Origin of the sequence: Nostoc sp., from assembly GCF_036917815.1 — a bacterium.
GTDB lineage: Bacteria > Cyanobacteriota > Cyanobacteriia > Cyanobacteriales > Nostocaceae > Nostoc.
The window spans coordinates 1-19,913 of record NZ_JBALEK010000099.1; the positions used below are offsets into that span (position 1 = coordinate 1).

Genomic DNA, 19,913 nt, shown 5'->3' on the forward strand with positions numbered 1-19,913 from the left:
ATCGCGTCTTCCTCCTGATTCATCGCGTCTTCCTCCTGATTCATCGCGTCTTCCTCCTGATTCATCGCGTCTTCCTCCTGATTCATCGCGTCTTCTTCCTTCCCGTCATTTACATAGCGCGAATAATTCCGAGTTTTTTGGGTTGGCAATTACATCAATGCAAAGCAATAATTGCATAAATTTTTGTATAAATCAAAGATGTAACCATGAATCATTACGATCCTCAACCAGAAAACGACAAACCCAAATACAAAGGTAAATATCGAATTGATTCAACCCGTTTACCAGCATGGAGTTATGCTAGTAATGCCGGATATTTCGTTACTATTTGCACCGACGGTAAAAAATGCTTTTTTGGTGAGGTTGTGCAGAGTGAAATGCAGCGATCGCCAATTGGAGAAATTGCTCAGAAATTGTGGTACGAGATTCCTAATCATTTTTCTAATTGCCAGATAGATTCGTTTTGCGTCATGCCTAATCATATTCATGGGATTTTGGTTATTAATCAAATACGAGAAGAGGACGTGATGAATCCACGAACACAGGAAGAAGAAGACGCGATGAATCGCGTCTCTACAAGGGGGGATGGTGAACGGGGTGGGGTTACTGGGTTATTTAATCCGATGTTGTCTAAAAATTCTCTTTCTAAAATTATTAGATGGTACAAAGGACGATGTTCATTTGAAATTAATCAAATATATGAAGGTTTTGGATGGCAAGAAAGGTTTCATGACAACATAATTCGTAATGAATTCGCCCTCGATAAAATTAGACAATATATTATCAATAACCCAATCAATTGGGAACGCGATGCCTACGGCGGGGCATAGCCCATCGCGAACAACCACCCCATCCCCCCTTGTAGAGACGCGATTCATCGCGTCTTCTTGCTGTGTTTGTGGATTCATCGCGTCTTCTTGCTGTGTTTGTGGATTCATCGCGTCTTCTTGCTGTGTTTGTGGATTCATCGCGTCTTCTTGCTGTGTTTGTGGATTCATCGCGTCTTCTTGTATTTGATTATTCATCGCACCTAGTACTATTGACGGGTATAACGATGTTTCACCCCAATCGGAAAATATTCTGCATCCCCCATTGGCGCTAACATAACCTGTGGTGTTTGATATTCTGCGGGAACATAATTAGCAAACTCGCTATTTAGGCGTAGCAGTTGTGAGAGAATAGAAGATGCGATCGCTTCTCTTCGATCTTCACTACCCTCTACCCCTGCTCCTAACTCCACAACCACAGATAAAAATCGATTCTTGTCTGCATCTTCCTTCACCTGCAACACAAATTTACCCGTTACCCATTCTTGAATTACTGGTTGTTCTAATCCCACCGTCACATTTTCGGGATAGATATTTGCGCCAAAGTAGGAAACCGTAAAGTTAGAACGGCCAAAGACATAAACAAAAGGTAGCTGATGAATACCTCTAGCTGATTGTTGATTCTCAGAACGGAGATTTTCAAGCGGGTTAAATCCCCATTCTGCTAAAAATTGCAGCATGGCATCATAACTAATTATTCCACCAGTATCTAAAATGTCATAACGTACTAAGGGAATACCGTTATCTCCCGAAAACAGCAATCCGCCATCTTGAACTTCAAAAAAGCGAGTGAAGGGATCATATTGTACTAATGTGGGTAAACGCGATTCCCCAAATAAAGCTCTAGCGGCATCGGGATTTTCTGCCAAAAAACGGCGAATACAGATACTTAACGGTGTTTCATTACCTAAAACTCCCGCATCCGCAGTGCCGTAAAGTGATGCAAAATCATAGCAAGGATTTTGTGAACCAATTCTTTCACCAACTAAACTCCGCCATTCTTCACTAAATACTTCTCCCGCCATCACTAATTTAATCTGATATTGCTGCCACTCCACGCCACGGGCGATACCAGTATCAATGACATCTTTTAAAAATGGCGGGTATCCCAATAACACCACTTGTTCAAATTCTGAACCAAGTTCTTGGACAACTCGCAATATTTCTTCTTTATTGTTACCAGGAGTAATTACAGTGATGAGATAACCTTTGCTAGCAAGATAACGACAGCAATTAGTGGTAAACATCCCACCTACCCAAGTGCCCAAAGTGAAACAAATCACTGCTAGGGTACGTCTGGTATCTGTATAGAAACTATCGTGAAAAATCTGTTCAAAGCGTGTGGCGATTTGGAGTTCATCTGTGAAAAAACGAGGCCAAAATGTCGGTTTACCACTAGAACCTGATGAAGCAGCTATCATGTCACACGCTTCTAGTTGTCCGTTGTGGCACAAGTCAGCTAAGGGATAACGCAGGATATAATTTTGTTTAGCGATCGCTGGTAGTTTTTGAAACTCCTCCAAGGTTTGAATAGTCGCGGGATTAATTTCCCTTTCTGCTAAAAACGCCTTGTAAGCTGGTACATTAGCCGCCACATCGTGAAATAAACTCAAAGTTGCCGAAGTTTGAGTGTTGAGATGACGTTGCAGTAACGTTTCTAGGGGAGTAGACAAAAAATCTTCAAATGCTTTAATTACTTGCTGCTGTCTTGATTTGCGGTTCATGACGCTTGTTGTTTATCCTGAAGTAGAACCAACACCGTTAAAATAATGACGCTCCTTCCTCGCTACCGCTACCTAACGTAATTCGTAGGATATCCGAAAATAAGGGTATGCGCGTTGTAGTCATTCAATAAAACCTTAATTTATCCTTGGGCACCATGCAGCTCTATTGCAGTAAACAACACACAAATAATGGTAGTAACCGCTTTTGCACGCTTTGTGGTGAACCATTACCTCTTGCTGTGGGACAGGTTGTGGATAATCGCTATCAAATTATCCGTCAATTAGGTCAGGGTGGCTTTGGACGCACCTATTTGGCTGAGGATAAAAATAAATCCCAGCAAACCTGTGTGTTGAAGGAATTTGCACCCCAAGTACAAGAACAACAAGATTTACAAAAAGCTAAAGAGTTATTTGAAAGAGAAGCAAATGTCCTCAAAAAACTCCAACATCCACAAATTCCACGTTTTCACGCCTCGCTACAAGTGAAGATAGGTAGTAAAGATTTTTTCTTTCTAGTGCAAGATTATGTTGATGGTGATAATTATTACCAATTATTAGAAGAGCGTGAGAGTCAAGGAAAAACTTTTAGTGAAGAGGAAGTAATCACCCTCCTGCAACAGATTTTACCCGTGTTATCCTACATCCACTCACGAGATGTAGTTCACCGCGATATCTCTCCTGATAATTTGATTTGGCGGCGTTCTGATAATCTACCTGTGCTGATTGATTTTGGTGGTGTCAAGCAATTGCCAGCTTCTCAAGGCTTTTGGCGCACTAAGTTGGTGGGAAATAACACTTTGCTGGGTAAAAAAGGCTACGCCCCAGAGGAACAGCTACGGCAGGGTAAAGCATTTTTCAGTAGTGATTTATACTCTTTAGCTGTGACAATCTTGGTGTTGTTCACAGGTCAAGAACCACAAAAATTATACGACAGCTATCAGGGAATTTGGGGATGGGGAAAGGAAATCAGAGTTAGTCCCCAACTGGAAGCGGTGTTAAAAAAGATGCTGGCTTATAAACCGAGCGATCGCTACCAACGAGCCGAGCAAATTCTCAAAGATTTACCATCACCAACTGCGACTAAATCCCCAGGTAATTATATTACCACCAAGATTAAGACGATGATAGTTGCTCCGGGAAGACAACACGCCAGCGCTGTTGTGAGTAGATTCCAGAGCAAAACCCAAGCCATCGCTAAACCAATATCTTGGCCTATTTGGATTCGCCCTTTTGTGATGAGTTTAGGGGGGACGGCTTTAGTTGGATTAACTTTAGCAGCGGGAAATGCAGTCATTCGGGCCGTAACTTCAATCACTATCCCATCAATTTCATTACCTTCATTACCTTCATTACCTTCATTACCGGAAATCCCACACTTTCCAAGCGGAAAACCAGTCAGTGAGAAAGGAAAAAATCACGATATCCAAGAAATTATCAGTCGTCGTCAACAGCTAGAAATTCCTGAAGGATTTTTTATTGGCTTCGTAGATGATTTATTTTATACAAAAAAACCGGAACTAAAGGGACGTAGCCTGACATCTAAAGCTGAAGACGCTGGTTTACGAGATGAATGGTCTGGTGTCGCTGACGATTTATTGAATCAACTAGAACAGGCGAAACTGAGTACAGCATCTCGTCGTAAATTGGGTAAATATACTGAAAAAGATTATAAAACATGGAGACGACAAGCGCGATCCGGCCAATTGGGGAACTATACAATTGATCAGCTGACCAAAGATACAAATGAAAAATTTGATCGGTTGTTTCCTGGTCAGCAGCGTGGGAAACTCAATCAACAGACTTACCTTCAAGTTTGGTATGCGATCGCAGCCGATCAAGTTAGTAAACTACAATCTGGCAAGTAAGGGGATTGGGGAAGAGTCAGTAATAACAAATGACAAATAACAAATGACTAATGACTAATGACTAATGAGTAATGACAAAAATATATTGTTCTAAAAGACATGAAAATTCCCCAGGTAGTCGGTTTTGTCTCCAGTGTGGTGAAAATTTGTTGGATGCGCCCATGAGTTATAGTATCCAACCGGGATTAACTTTAGGCGATCGCTATGTGATTGTACGTCAAATTGGCCAAGGTGGCTTCGGACGCACTTATTTAGCTGAAGATGTCAACCGTTTCCGCGAACTTTGTGTTTTAAAAGAGTTTTCGCCCCAAGTTCAAACCGCTTACGTTGTCCAAAAAGCTGAAGAATTGTTTGAGAGAGAAGCGAGTGTTCTTTATAAACTGCAACATCCCCAAATTCCCCGCTTTCGGGAACTGCTTCGGCTGAACTTAGGGGGCAAAGAATATCTGTTTTTAGTGCAAGATTATGTCGAAGGGGAAACTTACAATTCTTTGTTAAATACCCGAATACAGCAGGGTTTGCGCTTTACAGAAACGGAAGTCCGTCAATTGTTGCAGCAAATTTTGCCAGTATTGGAATACATTCACTCACTAGGAGTAATTCACCGAGATATTTCTCCAGATAATTTAATGCTTCGCACTGTTGACAAATTGCCAGTATTAATTGATTTTGGCGGTGTCAAACAAGTAGTAGCAACCGTTGCTTCTGAATATTACCAACCCGGTATGGTCGCACCCCCTCCAGCACCAACCCTATTAGGTAAAATAGGATTTGCACCCCCAGAACAGATGCAAACTGGGTCAGTATCTCCCCACAGCGATTTGTATGCCTTAGCCGCAACAATGTTGGTTTTACTGACAGGGAAACAACCCCAAGAATTAATTGATACCTACAATCTTACCTGGCAGTGGCAGAGGCAAGTTAGCTTGAGTCCAATTTTGGGACAAGTATTAGATAAAATGCTATCTGCCAGACCAAGCGATCGCTATCAATCAGCCCGTCAAGTACTGCAATCCCTTAACCCACCCCCAGTTAACTATCCCCCAACTCAATACCCCACACCACCACAACCGACATCCGCCACCGTCGCCGTCTCCCCACCCCCCCCATCCCCCTCCCCTTCATATCCCTCATCTCCCCCTCCTCCCTCTTGGTGGACACCAACAAAAACCTTCCTAGTGGCGGCGCTAGTAGCTGGTAGTGTTGGATTAATTTGGTGGGGAGTCAATAGCCACCGCAATGTAGTGGAAGTCAAACCTACTTCTACAGCCAGCCCAATTCCAACCAAGGAACAACCAACCGATCCTTTAGCGCAATATTCACCAGCTGAACGGGAACGCAAAGAAAAATTAAGCGATCGCCGTCAAGAGTTGGGTATTGACTCTAACTTCTACGTAAACTTGGTGAATCAAGTTTTTTGGGACAAAAATCCCAGTTTAAGGGGACGTACTCTCAGCAACGGCCCTGAAGATGAAAGTTTGCGGGCAGAATGGGATAAAACAGCCTCAGAATTGCTAGAAAAGCTAGCCCCACTGAGTAACAAAGCACGTCAACAAATGGGAAGTTACACAAGGGCTGAACACGATCGTTGGAAAGTGGAAGTTAACAAAATCAACGTTGGTAGTCGTTCTTTGGATGATTTGGGAGACGCTGCTTTCTTCAATGTATTCCCTGAACAGCGTGGTAAAAATTTCCGATCTCAGCCCATTGAACAAGTTTGGTACGGTTTTGTTAGCGATCAACTCAGTGCTATCCTCAGTGGTAGCGCTTTCGAGAAACTTGTTTTTGATCCGGGTGCGATCAGTAAAACAGTTAGTGGTACTCTTAAACCTGGTGGTGGTAAAGTATTCATTGCTGGACTTGCTAAAGATCAATTTCTGGACTTAAAGCTACAAGCAAATTCCCAAGTTTTATTATCAGTCTATTCACCATCTGGCAAAATCCAAATTTTAGAAGATTCTACCCAGCGTAGTTTGTCAACTAAATTACCAGAGAAGGGATTTTACGAGTTTGCTGTGGTTTCTACAGCATCGAAACCAGTAGATTATCAACTCAGCATTACAGCAGAAAATCCCACGCCTGCACCAACACCAACGCCAACACCAACGCCAACTCCCACGCCTACACCAACTCCCACGCCTACAGAAACCTCCAAACCTGAACCTACACCTACACCAATACCAACTCCTGAGACAACGCCTTAGTGTTTTTGGAAGAGGGCGCAGGGACTCAAAGACATGGGGACACAGAGAATACTTTCACCGTGTCTCCCACTTTCCCCGTCTTCTTGTTTAGTGTTTTCCAGTCTCACCGAACAAGGCAAAAGTAAAAAGTAAAAAGGCACTCATCAAGAAAAAGAAAAATGGTTTGAGAGCAACTAAATTTATTTATGGAATGAAATAAAAACATTTATAACGATAGCGCCGGCGGCAAGCGAGTCATCGAGCGTCGTGGCGCAGCGCGTTCGCATGATTGCGTCTCGTAGAGAGAAATAAGGTGTCCTTATTAAATCCCCTCAATTTATTTATGGGGATTATCTTTTTACTTTTTACTTTTTACTTCTTAACTCAACCTGTCTCTACTACACCTAAACGCAACGCAATTCGCTTGTGTTTCGTTGCATCATAGGGTGTACCTCTGTGCATCACCTGTGAGTTGTCCCAAAAAATAATATCTCCTGGCTGCCAAACATGGGAGTAGACTGGCGTACAGTCTAGAACAGTCCTAAACAAATCCTCCCAGAAACGTTTTGCTGACTCTGGTCGATCTTCCATACCAACTGCGATCGCAGTGTCCGAACCTAAATATAATCCCTTTTTACCAGTGACTTTGTGAGTAGACACAATGGGATGCACTTTTCTCGGTACATCAGTCTCTACATTGGGATTTTTAGAAAACATTGGTGGCGAGTGATACATCGATATCTGCTCTAACTGCTGCTGATGTTGAGGATCTAGGTTATTGTACGCTTCTACCATATCGACGAACTCGGTAGTGTGAGGTTGCCCATCTACACCTTCCGGCACTTGTATTCCATAAAGCATCACAACATATAGTGCGTTCATATCAAGTCCCTCTGTGCGGGGGAGACTATCTTTATCATGATGCCATTGCCACGCATATTTTCCGACTGGCTCAGTAACCGGCCCTTTAGGATTGCCCAATATATAGACATATTGGCTTTGTAAGTCTGGACTAATATCAGGATCTAATGTTTTCGGAGGGCCGCCCAACATAAAATCGCCAAAGGTCTGCTTGGCAAATTCTTTTAATTGTTGTGCGGTAAGCTGTTGCTGTCTGACGACTACAACGCCATGTTTCCAAAGTGATGCCTTTAATTCACGCGACTCTAGATTTGTGAGGTTGCTAAGATTGCAACCGCGCAGGACTTCAACTCCGAGTCTTGGGTGGTACTGGATTGGTTGTTGTTGAGTATTTTGAGTCATTGCTATACAGTTATTTTGAGAGTAACTATATAGCAATCCTAAATGAGTTGTGAAAATCGAGAGACTCAGATCCCCGACTTCGTAAAAGTTGTCAGGGATCTTCTTATTTATTGTTCACAAATGATTTAGGACTGCTATATAGTCAATTAGTGTAGTATCTTAGCTAAAAAAGTTGGCAAAGTATATTAAATACTGAAGGGGCTACTAATCAAAGTCTGTCGGTAAATCTGGTTGGCGATAATGCTGAAAAAGTCGCGTGATTTGTGCTGGTGTCACACGTCCAAGAGAAAGTTCTGGTAACGCATCTTCAGGGAAAAAACTTACTTCTTCAGTTTCAATACTTGGTGAGGGAGAACCAGCGATAATTTCACAGTGAAAAAACAGCTTGTAGACATAAAACGGAAGCGGTGAATGTCCCTGTTTGTCTCTGTCATAGACTGCTAGGAGTTTGATAGCGCGTGCTTGATATCCAGATTCTTCATATACTTCTTTCACAACTACCTCGCTGGGAGACTCGCCGACATCAGCCCATCCACCAGGTACAGTCCAGCAGCCGTCTGCTCGTTCTTTGACTAATAATATAGTATCATCACGAAAAATAGCTGCCCGCACATCAACTTTGGGAGTTGCATATCCGACTTCACGGCTAAACAAATCGAGGACATAGCTATGTTCTACATTTGAATAAGTCGCCATGATTTCTGTGGCGATCGCTCGTAACTGTGTATACCGTTCGATATCATAAACACCTTCAGAATAGGTTAGACCATTTTGAGCGATCGCTTGTAATTTTTGCGCCCATTCCAGCCATTTAGTTTCCACAGTTTTCCCAAATTTGTATAAATTAGTGCGAGCAAGTACCTAATTAATAAATTTTATTTGACGATTAATAATATCAAATATGCCAGTAGTTTTAGTGTACCGTCTGAGGAAAACCTAGCTAGAAATGGTTTACTAAAAGGTGCATCTTTAAATAAAAGAGCTAATCTGCCATCAATTGTTGGCTCCGACTCCACTTTATACTTAATTATAATTTCAATTTCTTGACCTTGACAATCACGGGAGATAACCTCTTGAAATCTTCCTCTTTTTTCTAACGCTTTACGAACATTAGTAGTTAGGCAATCTGATAGGAAACCTATCACATCGAAAAAAGTAGTTTTGCCACTACCATTAGGCCCAAGAAAAACGGAAAAAGGTTTAATATCTTTTAGGGTAATATTTTGCAAAACCCTATAGTTTTTGACTGAAATTTCTTCAATTCTTGCCATTACAACATCACTTCCATAACTTTGTTCGCATGGTTGCAGAAATATTAATAAAAATAGCAAGGGCACAGTAAACCGTGCCCATACTAAATTTACAAGTCCCTTAACTGATGTTAACAATAGCTTAAGAGCTAACTTGATTACGCATCATCTAAAGCTGCAATTCCAGGTAATACCTTACCTTCAAGTAACTCCAAGCTAGCGCCGCCACCTGTAGAAATGTGGCTCATTTGGTCAGCTAAACCAACCTTTTCCACAGCCGCTACTGAGTCACCACCGCCGATAATGGTGGTTGTGCCAGTTTTGCTAATTTCAGCTAAGGTATGAGCGATCGCTTCCGTACCTACTGCAAACTTATCAAACTCAAACACACCCATCGGCCCGTTCCAAATAACCGTTTTGGTATCTGCAAGGGCATCTTGGAAAACCTTCACCGAGTCTGGCCCAATATCCAAACCCATCCAACCATCAGGGATATTCTCAATACTAACGGTTTGAGAATTGGCATCAGGGGCAAAGTTATCTGCCACTACCACATCTGTAGGTAACAGTAAGCTGACACCACGTTCCTTAGCCTTAGCTTCCAAAGACTTCGCCAGTTCCAGCTTGTCTTCTTCCACCAACGACTTACCAACATTTAAGCCACGGGCTTTGTAGAATGTGAAAATCATTCCACCGCCGATGATCAGCTTGTCGCACTTCTCCAGCAACGTTTCAATCACGCCAATTTTACTGGAAACCTTGGAACCGCCAATAATTGCGGCCAAAGGACGTTGGGGATTTTCAATAGCGTTTTGCAGATATTGCAATTCCTTCTCAACTAAATATCCAGCCACAGAAGGACTGAGGAATTTAGTCACACCTTCAGTAGAAGCATGGGCGCGGTGTGCAGTACCAAAAGCATCATTTACATAAAAATCAGCATTAGCTGCCAATTTTTTCGCAAATTCTGGATCGTTTTTCTCTTCTTCTGGGTAAAAACGGACATTTTCTAGTAACAGCACTTGGCCATTTTGCAACGCGCCAACTTTAGCTGCAACTTCATCACCAATAGAGTCATCAGTTTTAACGACTTCTTGCCCCAGTAACTCCGACAGACGCTTGGCAACGGGAGTTAGGCGTAATTTGTCATCCACACCCTTGGGACGGCCAAAATGGCTTGCGAGAATGACCTTAGCACCCTTCTGCGTCAAATCTCTGATAGTTGGCAGAGCGGCGCGAATGCGAGTATCGTCGGTAATGTTGCCTTTATCGTCCACAGGCACATTAAAGTCAACCCGCACTAAGGCACGTTTCCCAGAGATATCAGCCGAAGATAAACTTGCTAAACTTTTTTTGGACACACCAAACTCTCCTGATTGCCTTTTTGTTATTGTTTTGAAAGTAGAACCATCCAGATTTTACCGGAGTCAGGGGTGCCCAGGTGACAGAAATGTTTAAGACAGTACTATTTCCTATTGATCAAAGCCGGGAAACGCGGGAAGCTGCTGACGTAGTTACCAACGTCGTCCAAAAGTACGGCAGTCGCTTGGTGCTGCTGTCTGTGGTAGAAGAACCGCCTCCAGATGCGCCTAGTGCAGATCCGATGGTGTCACCAGAGGTAGTTGCCAAACTGCTAGAAAATGCCCAATCTTTATTTTCTGGACAAGGAATTCAATCAGAAATCCTGGAAAGGCAAGGCAAACCAGCTTTTACTATCTGCGATGTCGCTGATGAAATCGGGGCCGATTTAATTATCATGGGTTGTCGAGGGCTAGGTTTGACTGAAGAGGGAGCGGATGATAGTGTTACCACTCGCGTGATTAACCTTTCCCCTTGCCCAGTGCTGATTGTGCCTTAGCAGTGTATTGCAGAATACTAGCAAAAAGAAAATTACTGTAGGGCAGCCAGTGCGTTGGACGGGTTCCCCCGCTTGTAACCCTCCGGGGATCTTGCTACGCGTAGCGTCTCCCCCTGGGAGAAGCAACTGGCGTTGTGTTAGGCGCATATTTTAATATGCTTTGCCACGAAAAATTTTGGTCAAGCACCTAACACACCCTACTTAAAATTTACTTGATCAATCAACTCTCAATACGGTTCGGTTAAGGCAAGAGACGCGATAAATCGCCGTCAAGACAAAGGACTGATTATTGTCAAGACGGCGATTTAAGTAAGTCGGTGCTAATATTTCCAGCTATGTTAAGGAATTTTCATGTAGGGTGTGTTGTCGCCAAGCGCCGCACCGTCAACAATCTCAGGTGCGTTGCTATAAGGCATAACACACCCTACAGCTGATTATTGTAAAGACGGTGATTTATCGCGTCTTTGCGATTAGCGGCGTGTCATCAAAAAACCTTATCCGAACCGTATTGAATCAACTCTGATCAAATCTTCTGATTCCTCCAAAAAAAATTAACCAAACTACTACTACAACCCAGTGAATTAAAACTATCACAAACAAAGATCCTGTTAGGGTATATGCAACAGTACATATAATTCCCAAGAATGCAGCCAAAACCAGAAAAACACGATTGTAAAATGTGGGAGTTCCAGCTTTAAAAAACATCCTAGCATTCAATGGATGATATAAAATAAATAAGAATAAACTCACTATTGCCCCCAGAGATACTTCTAACCAATTGCTGATTTCGCTAGGATTAGGGAGCAAAAAAACGCGAAAGAAAAGTTCTTCAACAATGGCAGGTAAAAATAAACAACGCAATGCTAACAAGCATTTATCAATCCAATTCGCAGACCAAATTTGGATATGTAAAAATCCAAATTTCCAGCCATAAGGTAGGGCAATAACGCTATAAATTATCAGCATTAAAGCAACAACTAACCAATCTTTTAATGTCGGAACTGCTAAGGACGCTAAAACGCGATTTAAAATAATTGAAATTGGTGAAATATTGGTAAAGGGAATCTTAATTTGTCCTAAAAGTACTGTTGGCGCAATGGGTGTAATATTAGGTTGCCAACCACCTACTTGATTGGTTCGCAATACTTGCATAATCGCACCATGTTTTAAAAATATTGTGGCGAGATCGTCGTGTGCCTGTCTAGGCATTATTGTTCGCCATGTTGTCAAACCAGCCCAAATACTACGATCTTCAAATGGTTGCGTCGTTTTTCCTATGCCCGTACCTGCGAGTATACTTGCTTGACTTTGCCAATCAGCGCGAACTATACCCAATGGTGCTAATTGTTGTTCTAAAGATTTACCTAATTCAACTAGCTGCTGAAAGCGTAATGCTTGCGGGTGATTGGGATTTGCGCGTACCCAAGTTTGAATTTGAGGAGTTGTAGCAACTTGGTTTTTAATTGCCAGTATCGTAGTATAAAGTGCTTGACTTGCGTCTTGAACACACGAGGTAGCAGGTGATACTATTGCGCCACCAGTTCCATCACCAACCCGATAACGTGCCATTGTTACCTGTAATTGTTGCTGGAATTGTTCTAAAGGCGAAAGTTTAACACCACCAAAATCATAATCCTGCGTTACAGGATCGAATTTGATCAGAATATCTGATATTGGACGTGTTGCCACCCAACCACGTTGTAAATTACCCATATAATCAGCCCATGTATGCGTTCCGGCAATAATTCCATCGGGGTTCTGGGCATAAATTTGGTGGTATTTAGTCTCAAAACGTAATTCTTTAGTAAACTCGTCACGGACAACTTCTGCAATTCCAAAAGCAAAATGTCCGGTGATAGTATAAGGTACTGGGACTGCTTCAGCATTACGTCCGCCAATTCCACCAAATAGGTGTAGGACAATAGCTTTATTACCTTCTTGCCATTTTGAGATAGATTGATTAAGTGAATTTTGTGTTTCTACAGGTTTTAATAATACAGTATTGAATTTACCTTTATTTTTCTCGGTATTTTGCCAATTTACCTCTTGGATGTAATTTAGCCCTAATTTCTCACCAGTAATGATTTGACGGGGTTGAATTTGAAAGAGAGAACGAGGTGCAAGTGCGGCTACTGTAAATACACCCTTTGCATCATCAGCACCATAAATATACCAACCATCCTCACCCGCAGGTGATTGTTCGATTTGCTGCGAACTTGAAGGAGCAAAATTTCGCCTATCTATTACTTGTTGGGGAATATGAATAGTTTCTTGAAGACCATCGAATTTATTTGAATTAGGATTATAATGCTTTACCAAAAAATAATCGGTATATTGCTTTGCTTTTGGAAATGAAATAGTTTTGGAGCTAGATTGAATCGGTTTAATTATTTTTACCAACCCATAAAATCTACCAGTTGCCAAAACAGGTTCGCGTTCAATTTGCAAAATAGATTTTTCTTGACTTGCATCAATAATTGTACTTGAATCTAAAACAACAATTACATTATCATCAGGATTTGCACCAGCCAAAGAGCGTAAAATCCCTACGTGGCGAACTCCATTTAGTCGAAAAGGATGAATGTTTCCTTTTTTTTGACTTTTAATCACTTCAGAAGTGAAATTTACATCTCGCGTTACTGCTTGATCCAAAGCAAGCAAATCTTCATTCTTTTTCCACTCTAAACGCACAATATTCCCTACTAAATTTTGTGCTGTGGGTGGTGCATATTGCACTTCCATCCATACCCAATCCAAACCATCTTGTAATTGCTGTTTAGTTGGTAAAATTAACCTTCCTACCCAATCGCCAATCGGTTTATAAAGGTTTACAGATGGAATTTTGGCAATGGGATAAAAACCAGATTGATTAAAATTTTGTCGAATATGTATCGCGTAATTACTTTCTTGTTGTACTAACTGGGCTTGTATTGGGGAGAGTTGCCACCCCGCAATTACTGCTATGAAAACTAGCAGCAAAAATCTCGTAAATAGTAGCTTTGCTTTTCGACTCAATCCATGCCAAATCATATATTATCAGCAACTAAAACTTGCTGATAATCTTACTATAAATATAAGAGTACTGTAGGTTGCCAATGATTTTAACCATAAAGGGCAAACAATCCCCAGACTTGCCAAGGTGTTTTTGGTTCGCGCACTCCCGCTATTAATAAAGCTACTGCGAAGAATCCAGGGATGAGTGCTAGCCAAAAAATGCTGGTAGAGCGCTTCCAACAGCAGTCAGACGAGGAATATCAAGAGTTTTTGGCAATGTCGGGATTTTCATCGCGAATTGAGCGAGGAACGGAAAATAAGTAACCTCACTTTTGCAGAACTGGAAGAGAATGAGGCGGAACTAACTAAACTGCGTTCTTGGTTGCCAAAAATCCGCGATCGCGATTTGTTTAATGCTCAAAAATACTCACAAGCCACTGAAGTTTTTAAGGCGTGTGAATTAGACTTTCACCTATTTACCGAACAAGTATATCAAGCAGAAGGGATAAATTCGTAACCTGTATAAGTAACCAAGCCCCTTCGGGGCGGGAACAGGGAAGAGGGAACTCTTAACAGTGCAAGAATTAGCCCCGTTCGCGCAGCGTCTTTGCCAGGAGAAGATTTAGGGTACAGAGCAACTAAATTTATTTATGAAAGAAATAAAAACATTTTTTAAGGGGACGCGTAGCGCAAGAAAAAATACGTCCTTGTACAAATCCCCTAATTTTAATTATGGGGATTTCCCTGTTCCCTGTTGCCCGTTCCCTGTTCCCTTTTAATGGATCTGAATTAATGATGTTGGCGTAGCCTAACTTAGAAATTGCACTTGTAATTTCTATCTAGATAGACAATTTATCCCTGTAGATAGATGCGTTTTTGGCATTTATCTATATTATTAATACATCCGTATCAAAAACAACTAAATTAGTATTGATAAAAGTTAAGTGGGAAAACCGTACTTCTGTGATAGGTTTTCTGTACCACATATCTAAGTTTGGCTGGATAAAATCAGAATGTAGCTGAAGTAATGCTGTCTTCTCAAAAAAATTTACACAGCATTAGCAGGAGAGCAAAAATATGACAAATCAATTAAAAACGGCTGCTTTGCTTGCTGCGTTAAGTGGTCTTTTGATCGCAATTAGTTACTGGGTAATTGGCGGTTCTAGTGGCTTAATTATCGGGATTGGCTTGGCAGCAGCAACAAACCTGTTTTCTTGGTATCAATCAGATAAAATTGCCTTGGCAGTATATCAGGCACAGCCTGTGAGTGAAAGGGAAGCGCCAGGACTTTATCGGATGGTGCAAAGATTGAGCGATCGCGCCAATATTCCCATGCCTAAAGTTTACATCGTTCCTAGCCTTGGTGCTAACGCCTTTGCAACAGGGCGCGATCCAGAACACGCTGCTGTGGCTGTCACCGAAGGTATTTTAAATATATTGCCAGAGGATGAACTCGAAGGCGTTATTGCTCACGAACTCACCCACATTATTAATCGTGACACCCTCACACAAGCCGTTGCTGCTACTGTTGCTGGTGCTATTTCATTTCTAGCCCAAATGGTTAGTTATAGCTTATGGTTTGGCGGTAGTTCACGAGATGACAACAGAGGTGGAAATCCCATAGGAGTTTTATTAACAGTTATGCTTGCGCCGGTGGCTGCAACAATTATTCAGCTAGCAATTTCGCGCACACGAGAATTTTCTGCTGATGCCGGTTCTGCTAGATTAACTGGTAATCCCCGCGCCTTAGCTAGGGCGTTGCAACGGTTAGAAGCCTCAGCAAAGCAGGTGCCTTTAAATGCTAATCCAGCTTATGAGCCGTTATTAATTATCAATTCCATCTCTGGGCAGTTTTTGGGTAACTTATTCTCCAGTCACCCTGCTACAGAAGTGCGAGTTGCAGCATTGCTAAAATTAGAGCAACAACTGCCAACAAAAGCTTATTAATTAGTCATTTGTCATTAGTCTAGGACTAGCCCTTTCAAGGTGGGTAAAAATTTTGGTAAAAGAATCCCTCTTTACTCTGTGTTCTCTGCGCCTAATAAGGTTAGATAAATTACTTTTAAACCGCAGAGGCTATAGAGTTGCCAGTGCGCCCTTGCGGTTAAGAGACTTGTACCCCTCCGGGGATCTTGCTACGCGCAGCGTCTCCCCTTCTCCCAAAGGGAGAGGCTAGCGCCAAGGGAGAAGCAACTGGCGCAGCGCAAATTTTTGTAAAACAAGGGGACTGGGGATTGGGGATTGGTTATTGCTTTGCCTACCTCCCCAGTCCCTAGTACGACACGGTGTAAATAAAGCAACCATTTTAAATAGCCAGAAAGCCTACAAAATAAGCATTCTTTCTTTTTACTTTTGCCTTTTTACTTTTGCCTTCTTGTACTAGTCCTTAGTCTCCATCAACCTAAGCAATTAATTTCTGCCAGCTAGCAGGCCCGACAATGCCATCGGCATCTAGACCATTTTGCTTTTGAAAATTCTTAACTATAACCTCTGTTTGCGGGCCGTAAACGCCATCATTATCAACACCTAAACGGTATTGCAAGTATCTGACAACTGCACCACCAGCATGGTTTGGTCTGATAATTCGTTTTGCCAAAATTAGATTTATGCCATTCCATGTAGCATCATCAGCAATTCCAGTGGGCTGAACTGCAATAATAGTCTGAAATTTTTCTACGGCAGATTTGGTGCTAGCCCCGGTGAAGCCATCTTCCACTAAAGCCTTACCATTTTTATCAGTTATTTTTAGCTGATTTAAGGTTTTTTGCAATCTGAGAATAGTCTCATCTGCATTATTTTCTTCATCTTGTACGGGGTTAACAGGAACACTTGACACTTTACCTGTTAAGCCTTTGACGATCGCATTAGCCATTGCTTCAGGATTAAAAAGATTCATATCTTTTTGCGAATCGACAAAGCAACCTTCTACAAGAATCGCAGGCATATCTGTATTTTTCAGAACGTACAAGTGGGAACCACTCTTAACGCCGCGATTAAAAAATCCTAACTTGATGATTTCATCTAGTACAGGTTTAGCGATTTTTACGCCTGTATCGCTATTTGCATATACTTCTGTGCCGTTAGCTTGTCCGTTAAAACAGTTAAAATGAATCGAGACGTAAATATCTACTTTACTTCCATTAGCTGTAGAACATCTTTTTGAAAGCGATTCAGTTACTGTACGAGCACTACTTGGTCTACATACAACGACTTCGTTCCCCAATGCTCTTAACTTGGCTATAACTCTATTACCTACATCTAGAGTTAAATTATCCTCAAATCTAATTCCGTTGGCTCCTGTGTCTGGTGGACAATTGTGCCCGCTATCAATTCCAAATTTCATGAATTTATCCTCAACTTACTTGTTTTTACACTAGTTCAAAACTCTTCTAATTATATAGATAAAGTTTGGTTAATAAATTTGTGAAAGTACTTGTTAGCAATGGCTGCATTGTTTTCAGCATTACTACGGTGGTAGACAAAATAAGTTTTCGTGCGAAGATGAACAGCAAATTTTGTGTCGTAAAATCCACTCTAATAAAGGCGTTTTGTCACCAAAAATACAATCATTATAATCTATCAAAATCGGGAATAAGTCGTTAATTTTTGCAATATATTGAAATGCAGCAATTGACTCCATTATTGAGATAATAACTCTTTGTAAAAGTAGAAAGCCATGATAAATCTACCTAGTACGATGCCCAAATCCCTGAACGAAGGCATACCCTAATGTAAACCTGACTTTTCACGGGTTCTGGAAAACCTCTCTCTAAATCTCCCTCCTAAAAGGCTACGGTGTAGACATAAGTAGATATAGAGAGAGTTCCCAGCGAAGAAAGGTAGATTAAAACTGATAAAGTCCACGAATTAAAGTAGTAATTCCCGGAGGATTTTGTTGAAGTCCAGTTTTTTCATCTATTGTAGGTGCAAGAATAGACAAGCATTGCTGTTGCTCGTCGGTAAAGGCAACAGTTGCAGGCTCTTTCAGGATTATCCCGTCCCTGAATCAGTTGTAAAATTCGTACAATGCTGCCCCCTATAAGTCCTATAGCGGTTCTCGCTTGAGTGAAGTACAAGAACCCCACCCCCAACCTTCTCCCCGCTCTTCGAGAGGGGGCTAAGATGTGCCTCATGTGATTAGGAAACGCTATATTTGTTATTTCTTATTCCAGAGGCTTAAAAATGCTTGAGAGATGGCTGGGGTAATCTGACTTTGTAAGTGATTTAGTGCATCACGATGGTTTGGATTGTTGTCATCATAATAAGTAAACACATTCGTCAGCTTGACAATCTCAGGATTTTGATCGTTTGTCCCTCTCCATTTATTAGTAACTTGATGTAAAACGTCCTTGGGTAGATTTTGTTGTAAGTTATTTAATGCTGCAATGTAAGAAGGATTTTGAGGATCTTTTTTGAATTGGAAGCACAAATCTATCAGTTTGAGTTGTGATTGGGGCTGAGGCTGGGGCTTATCTGTTAAAGTAGGTTGCTGGAGAATTTGACGCTGTTCAATAGTGGCAATGCCATTTTCAGTTAAACCCTGAGATTTTTGAAATTTCTTGACTGCTGTATAAGTGGCTGGCCCATAAAAAGGCAAGTCTTTTGGAATTTCGGCATTGGTTGCAAAACCGTGAAACTTCAATCTATTCTGAAGCCCTGTGACTGTATCTTCCATTACAGATCGAGTATCAGAATCAGCATTACCATTAACCACAAGTTTTTGTGAGTACTGTTTCTGAAACTTTTTAATCGCTTCTTCAGTAGGATCATCTGTCAATGAGTTGTTATTCCGCTTCCAGGGAGCAAATTTAGTGAGATCCGGTTTAGGATCAATCTCAGGAGCTAAATATCCCAACCCGATCAATATATGACGGATGACTTCAGGGCTACTAACGGACATACTTTTTGGTTCCTTTGCGACTAAACTACCATTCAATGTATCTTGTTTTACAAAAACTAAGTACGTAGGAATAAATAAATCTAACATTTCTTATTTGCAAGGCGTTCCAAAAGTTAGGCGATGTGTGACGACAAACTACTTCTCTAGAACACTAATTCAGTAATCCTGAAAGAACCTCTCCCCCAACCCCTCGCCCTTGGTGTCAGCCTGCCGTCAGGCAAGCAAAGAGGGGAGTTTGCCTCCCCCTTCCCTGGCAGGGAAGGGGGCTGGGGGGTTAGGTTTTTGATTAATGAATCGGTGTTCTAGGAGACGTTCGGCGTAGGCGACTACACACAGAGAAAAAGAAAGGGCGATCTCAACTATTGATGATACTACGTAGTAGGGTAGCACAACTAGCTATGCTACCCTACCGCTCTACCCACAATCCAAAATAAAATTAGCTACAACATTAAAAATCACAAAAACATCGCTCAACTATTACCAGAAAAAAAATCAAACTCCGATTTAATATTCCAGCGATTCCCATCGTGAAGCAGCAGTGTTAATTTGTCAGCAGTAAACTCAAAATGTAACTGACGCTTTTCAAATTCTGGCCAAGCAGCTTGAAAAGCTTGCTTTGTTAAATCCCGAAATGCAACCGTTAGATGAGGCGCAAAAGGGCGGGTTTTAGAAACCTTGTCAACAATTCCCAAGTTGCTTTCTGTATAAGCCATTAAATCAGCTTGCAAAGTTAAAAGCTCTTGACTTTTGACTACATTGATGTATACAACACGAGGCGCAAAGGCATCAAATCCCCTGAGTGTAATTGCTACAGGTTGTTGTCCAGTAGCAAACTCTTTCAAAGATGCTTCTAGCAGTGGCAAGTTAGCATCTGCCCATTCAAAGGGCGATCGCAGGGTAATATGAGGCGGAGACTTTAGCGCCCCGCTACTAGCATAGCGATCGCTAAAGTACTGCTTAATCTGGTTGGCGTAATCTTGAATGTCTTGCGGTGGTAGGAGGGCGACAAAAAAACGGCTCATCTATTTATATTAATTATTTTTACTGCT

General features: G+C 41.6%; 16 protein-coding genes. 7 read left to right on the plus strand and 9 right to left on the minus strand.

All coding sequences use genetic code 11. From position 1 onward, the window contains the following. The first annotated feature begins 206 nt into the window (after nt 1-206). A complete protein-coding gene (locus V7K97_RS29585) occupies nt 207-830 on the plus strand; it encodes a transposase (RefSeq protein ID WP_334804540.1) in 624 nt (207 codons plus the stop codon). 206 nt (nt 831-1,036) lie between these two features. Here the strand turns inward: V7K97_RS29585 and V7K97_RS29590 are convergent, their stop codons facing one another. After that, nucleotides 1,037-2,551 carry a phenylacetate--CoA ligase family protein gene (locus V7K97_RS29590; protein WP_334804541.1) on the minus strand — a complete coding sequence of 505 codons (1,515 nt, stop codon included), beginning with the start codon at nt 2,549-2,551 and terminating at the stop codon, nt 1,037-1,039. A gap of 155 nt (nt 2,552-2,706) precedes the next feature. Here V7K97_RS29590 and V7K97_RS29595 point away from each other — a divergent pair, with 155 nt between their 5' ends. Then, the gene (locus tag V7K97_RS29595; protein ID WP_334804542.1) at nt 2,707-4,416 is read left to right on the plus strand and encodes a serine/threonine-protein kinase; all 1,710 of its coding nucleotides are present in this window, start codon (nt 2,707-2,709) and stop codon (nt 4,414-4,416) included. 71 nt (nt 4,417-4,487) lie between these two features. Further along, nucleotides 4,488-6,620 (plus strand): serine/threonine-protein kinase, encoded by a 2,133-nt coding sequence (locus V7K97_RS29600; RefSeq protein ID WP_334804543.1) that lies wholly within the window; start codon nt 4,488-4,490, stop codon nt 6,618-6,620. 363 nt (nt 6,621-6,983) lie between these two features. Here the strand turns inward: V7K97_RS29600 and V7K97_RS29605 are convergent, their stop codons facing one another. From V7K97_RS29605 to V7K97_RS29620, 4 genes are all read right to left on the minus strand, one after another. Further along, nucleotides 6,984-7,862 (minus strand): TauD/TfdA dioxygenase family protein, encoded by an 879-nt coding sequence (locus tag V7K97_RS29605; protein WP_334804544.1) that lies wholly within the window; start codon nt 7,860-7,862, stop codon nt 6,984-6,986. A gap of 204 nt (nt 7,863-8,066) precedes the next feature. Then, the gene (locus tag V7K97_RS29610; RefSeq protein ID WP_334804545.1) at nt 8,067-8,684 is read right to left on the minus strand and encodes an NUDIX hydrolase; all 618 of its coding nucleotides are present in this window, start codon (nt 8,682-8,684) and stop codon (nt 8,067-8,069) included. A gap of 53 nt (nt 8,685-8,737) precedes the next feature. Further along, nucleotides 8,738-9,133, minus strand: coding sequence for an AAA family ATPase (locus V7K97_RS29615; RefSeq protein ID WP_334804546.1), 396 nt, complete (start codon nt 9,131-9,133; stop codon nt 8,738-8,740). Nucleotides 9,134-9,270: 137 nt separating this feature from the next. Beyond that, nucleotides 9,271-10,473: a phosphoglycerate kinase gene (locus tag V7K97_RS29620; protein ID WP_334804547.1), complete on the minus strand. Its 1,203-nt coding sequence runs from the start codon at nt 10,471-10,473 to the stop codon at nt 9,271-9,273. 89 nt (nt 10,474-10,562) lie between these two features. Between V7K97_RS29620 and V7K97_RS29625 the strand changes: the two genes are divergently transcribed. After that, nucleotides 10,563-10,970, plus strand: a complete 408-nt coding sequence (locus V7K97_RS29625) for a universal stress protein (protein ID WP_334804548.1) — start codon at nt 10,563-10,565, stop codon at nt 10,968-10,970. A gap of 513 nt (nt 10,971-11,483) precedes the next feature. Here V7K97_RS29625 and V7K97_RS29630 read toward each other — a convergent pair. Then, a complete protein-coding gene (locus V7K97_RS29630; RefSeq protein ID WP_442938938.1) occupies nt 11,484-14,000 on the minus strand; it encodes a CPBP family glutamic-type intramembrane protease in 2,517 nt (838 codons plus the stop codon). A gap of 165 nt (nt 14,001-14,165) precedes the next feature. Between V7K97_RS29630 and V7K97_RS29635 the strand changes: the two genes are divergently transcribed. The 3 genes from V7K97_RS29635 to V7K97_RS29645 all read left to right on the plus strand — a co-directional run bounded on the left by V7K97_RS29635 (nt 14,166) and on the right by V7K97_RS29645 (nt 15,911). Then, complete coding sequence (locus tag V7K97_RS29635; RefSeq protein ID WP_334804550.1) at nt 14,166-14,288, plus strand: hypothetical protein; 123 nt, start codon at nt 14,166-14,168, stop codon at nt 14,286-14,288. Further along, nucleotides 14,263-14,481 carry a Chromate resistance protein ChrB gene (locus V7K97_RS29640; RefSeq protein ID WP_334804551.1) on the plus strand — a complete coding sequence of 73 codons (219 nt, stop codon included), beginning with the start codon at nt 14,263-14,265 and terminating at the stop codon, nt 14,479-14,481. The genes V7K97_RS29635 and V7K97_RS29640 overlap by 26 nt, the downstream gene beginning before the upstream one ends. 560 nt (nt 14,482-15,041) lie before the next feature. Further along, nucleotides 15,042-15,911 (plus strand): zinc metalloprotease HtpX, encoded by an 870-nt coding sequence (locus V7K97_RS29645; protein ID WP_334804552.1) that lies wholly within the window; start codon nt 15,042-15,044, stop codon nt 15,909-15,911. Nucleotides 15,912-16,365: 454 nt separating this feature from the next. Here the strand turns inward: V7K97_RS29645 and V7K97_RS29650 are convergent, their stop codons facing one another. The 3 genes from V7K97_RS29650 to V7K97_RS29660 form a co-directional block, all read right to left on the minus strand. Beyond that, nucleotides 16,366-17,307, minus strand: a complete 942-nt coding sequence (locus V7K97_RS29650) for an N-acetylmuramoyl-L-alanine amidase (RefSeq protein ID WP_334804553.1) — start codon at nt 17,305-17,307, stop codon at nt 16,366-16,368. An 813-nt stretch (nt 17,308-18,120) separates the two neighbouring features. Then, nucleotides 18,121-18,864, minus strand: a complete 744-nt coding sequence (locus V7K97_RS29655) for a peptidoglycan-binding domain-containing protein (RefSeq protein ID WP_334804554.1) — start codon at nt 18,862-18,864, stop codon at nt 18,121-18,123. Between the two features lie 470 nt (nt 18,865-19,334). Beyond that, entirely contained in the window at nt 19,335-19,886 is a 552-nt protein-coding gene (locus V7K97_RS29660) for a 2'-5' RNA ligase family protein (RefSeq protein WP_334804555.1), read from the minus strand. Nucleotides 19,887-19,913: the final 27 nt, after the last annotated feature.

Bases quoted from the DNA above. Each gene is read 5' to 3' on its own strand.
- V7K97_RS29585 (WP_334804540.1), top strand. From the start codon at position 207: ATGAATCATTACGATCCTCAACCAGAAAACGACAAACCCAAATACAAA.
- V7K97_RS29590 (WP_334804541.1), bottom strand. From the start codon at position 2,551: ATGAACCGCAAATCAAGACAGCAGCAAGTAATTAAAGCATTTGAAGAT.
- V7K97_RS29595 (WP_334804542.1), top strand. From the start codon at position 2,707: ATGCAGCTCTATTGCAGTAAACAACACACAAATAATGGTAGTAACCGC.
- V7K97_RS29600 (WP_334804543.1), top strand. From the start codon at position 4,488: ATGACAAAAATATATTGTTCTAAAAGACATGAAAATTCCCCAGGTAGT.
- V7K97_RS29605 (WP_334804544.1), bottom strand. From the start codon at position 7,862: ATGACTCAAAATACTCAACAACAACCAATCCAGTACCACCCAAGACTC.
- V7K97_RS29615 (WP_334804546.1), bottom strand. From the start codon at position 9,133: ATGGCAAGAATTGAAGAAATTTCAGTCAAAAACTATAGGGTTTTGCAA.
- V7K97_RS29625 (WP_334804548.1), top strand. From the start codon at position 10,563: ATGTTTAAGACAGTACTATTTCCTATTGATCAAAGCCGGGAAACGCGG.
- V7K97_RS29630 (WP_442938938.1), bottom strand. From the start codon at position 14,000: ATGATTTGGCATGGATTGAGTCGAAAAGCAAAGCTACTATTTACGAGA.
- V7K97_RS29635 (WP_334804550.1), top strand. From the start codon at position 14,166: ATGAGTGCTAGCCAAAAAATGCTGGTAGAGCGCTTCCAACAGCAGTCA.
- V7K97_RS29645 (WP_334804552.1), top strand. From the start codon at position 15,042: ATGACAAATCAATTAAAAACGGCTGCTTTGCTTGCTGCGTTAAGTGGT.
- V7K97_RS29650 (WP_334804553.1), bottom strand. From the start codon at position 17,307: ATGAAATTTGGAATTGATAGCGGGCACAATTGTCCACCAGACACAGGA.
- V7K97_RS29655 (WP_334804554.1), bottom strand. From the start codon at position 18,864: ATGTCCGTTAGTAGCCCTGAAGTCATCCGTCATATATTGATCGGGTTG.
- V7K97_RS29660 (WP_334804555.1), bottom strand. From the start codon at position 19,886: ATGAGCCGTTTTTTTGTCGCCCTCCTACCACCGCAAGACATTCAAGAT.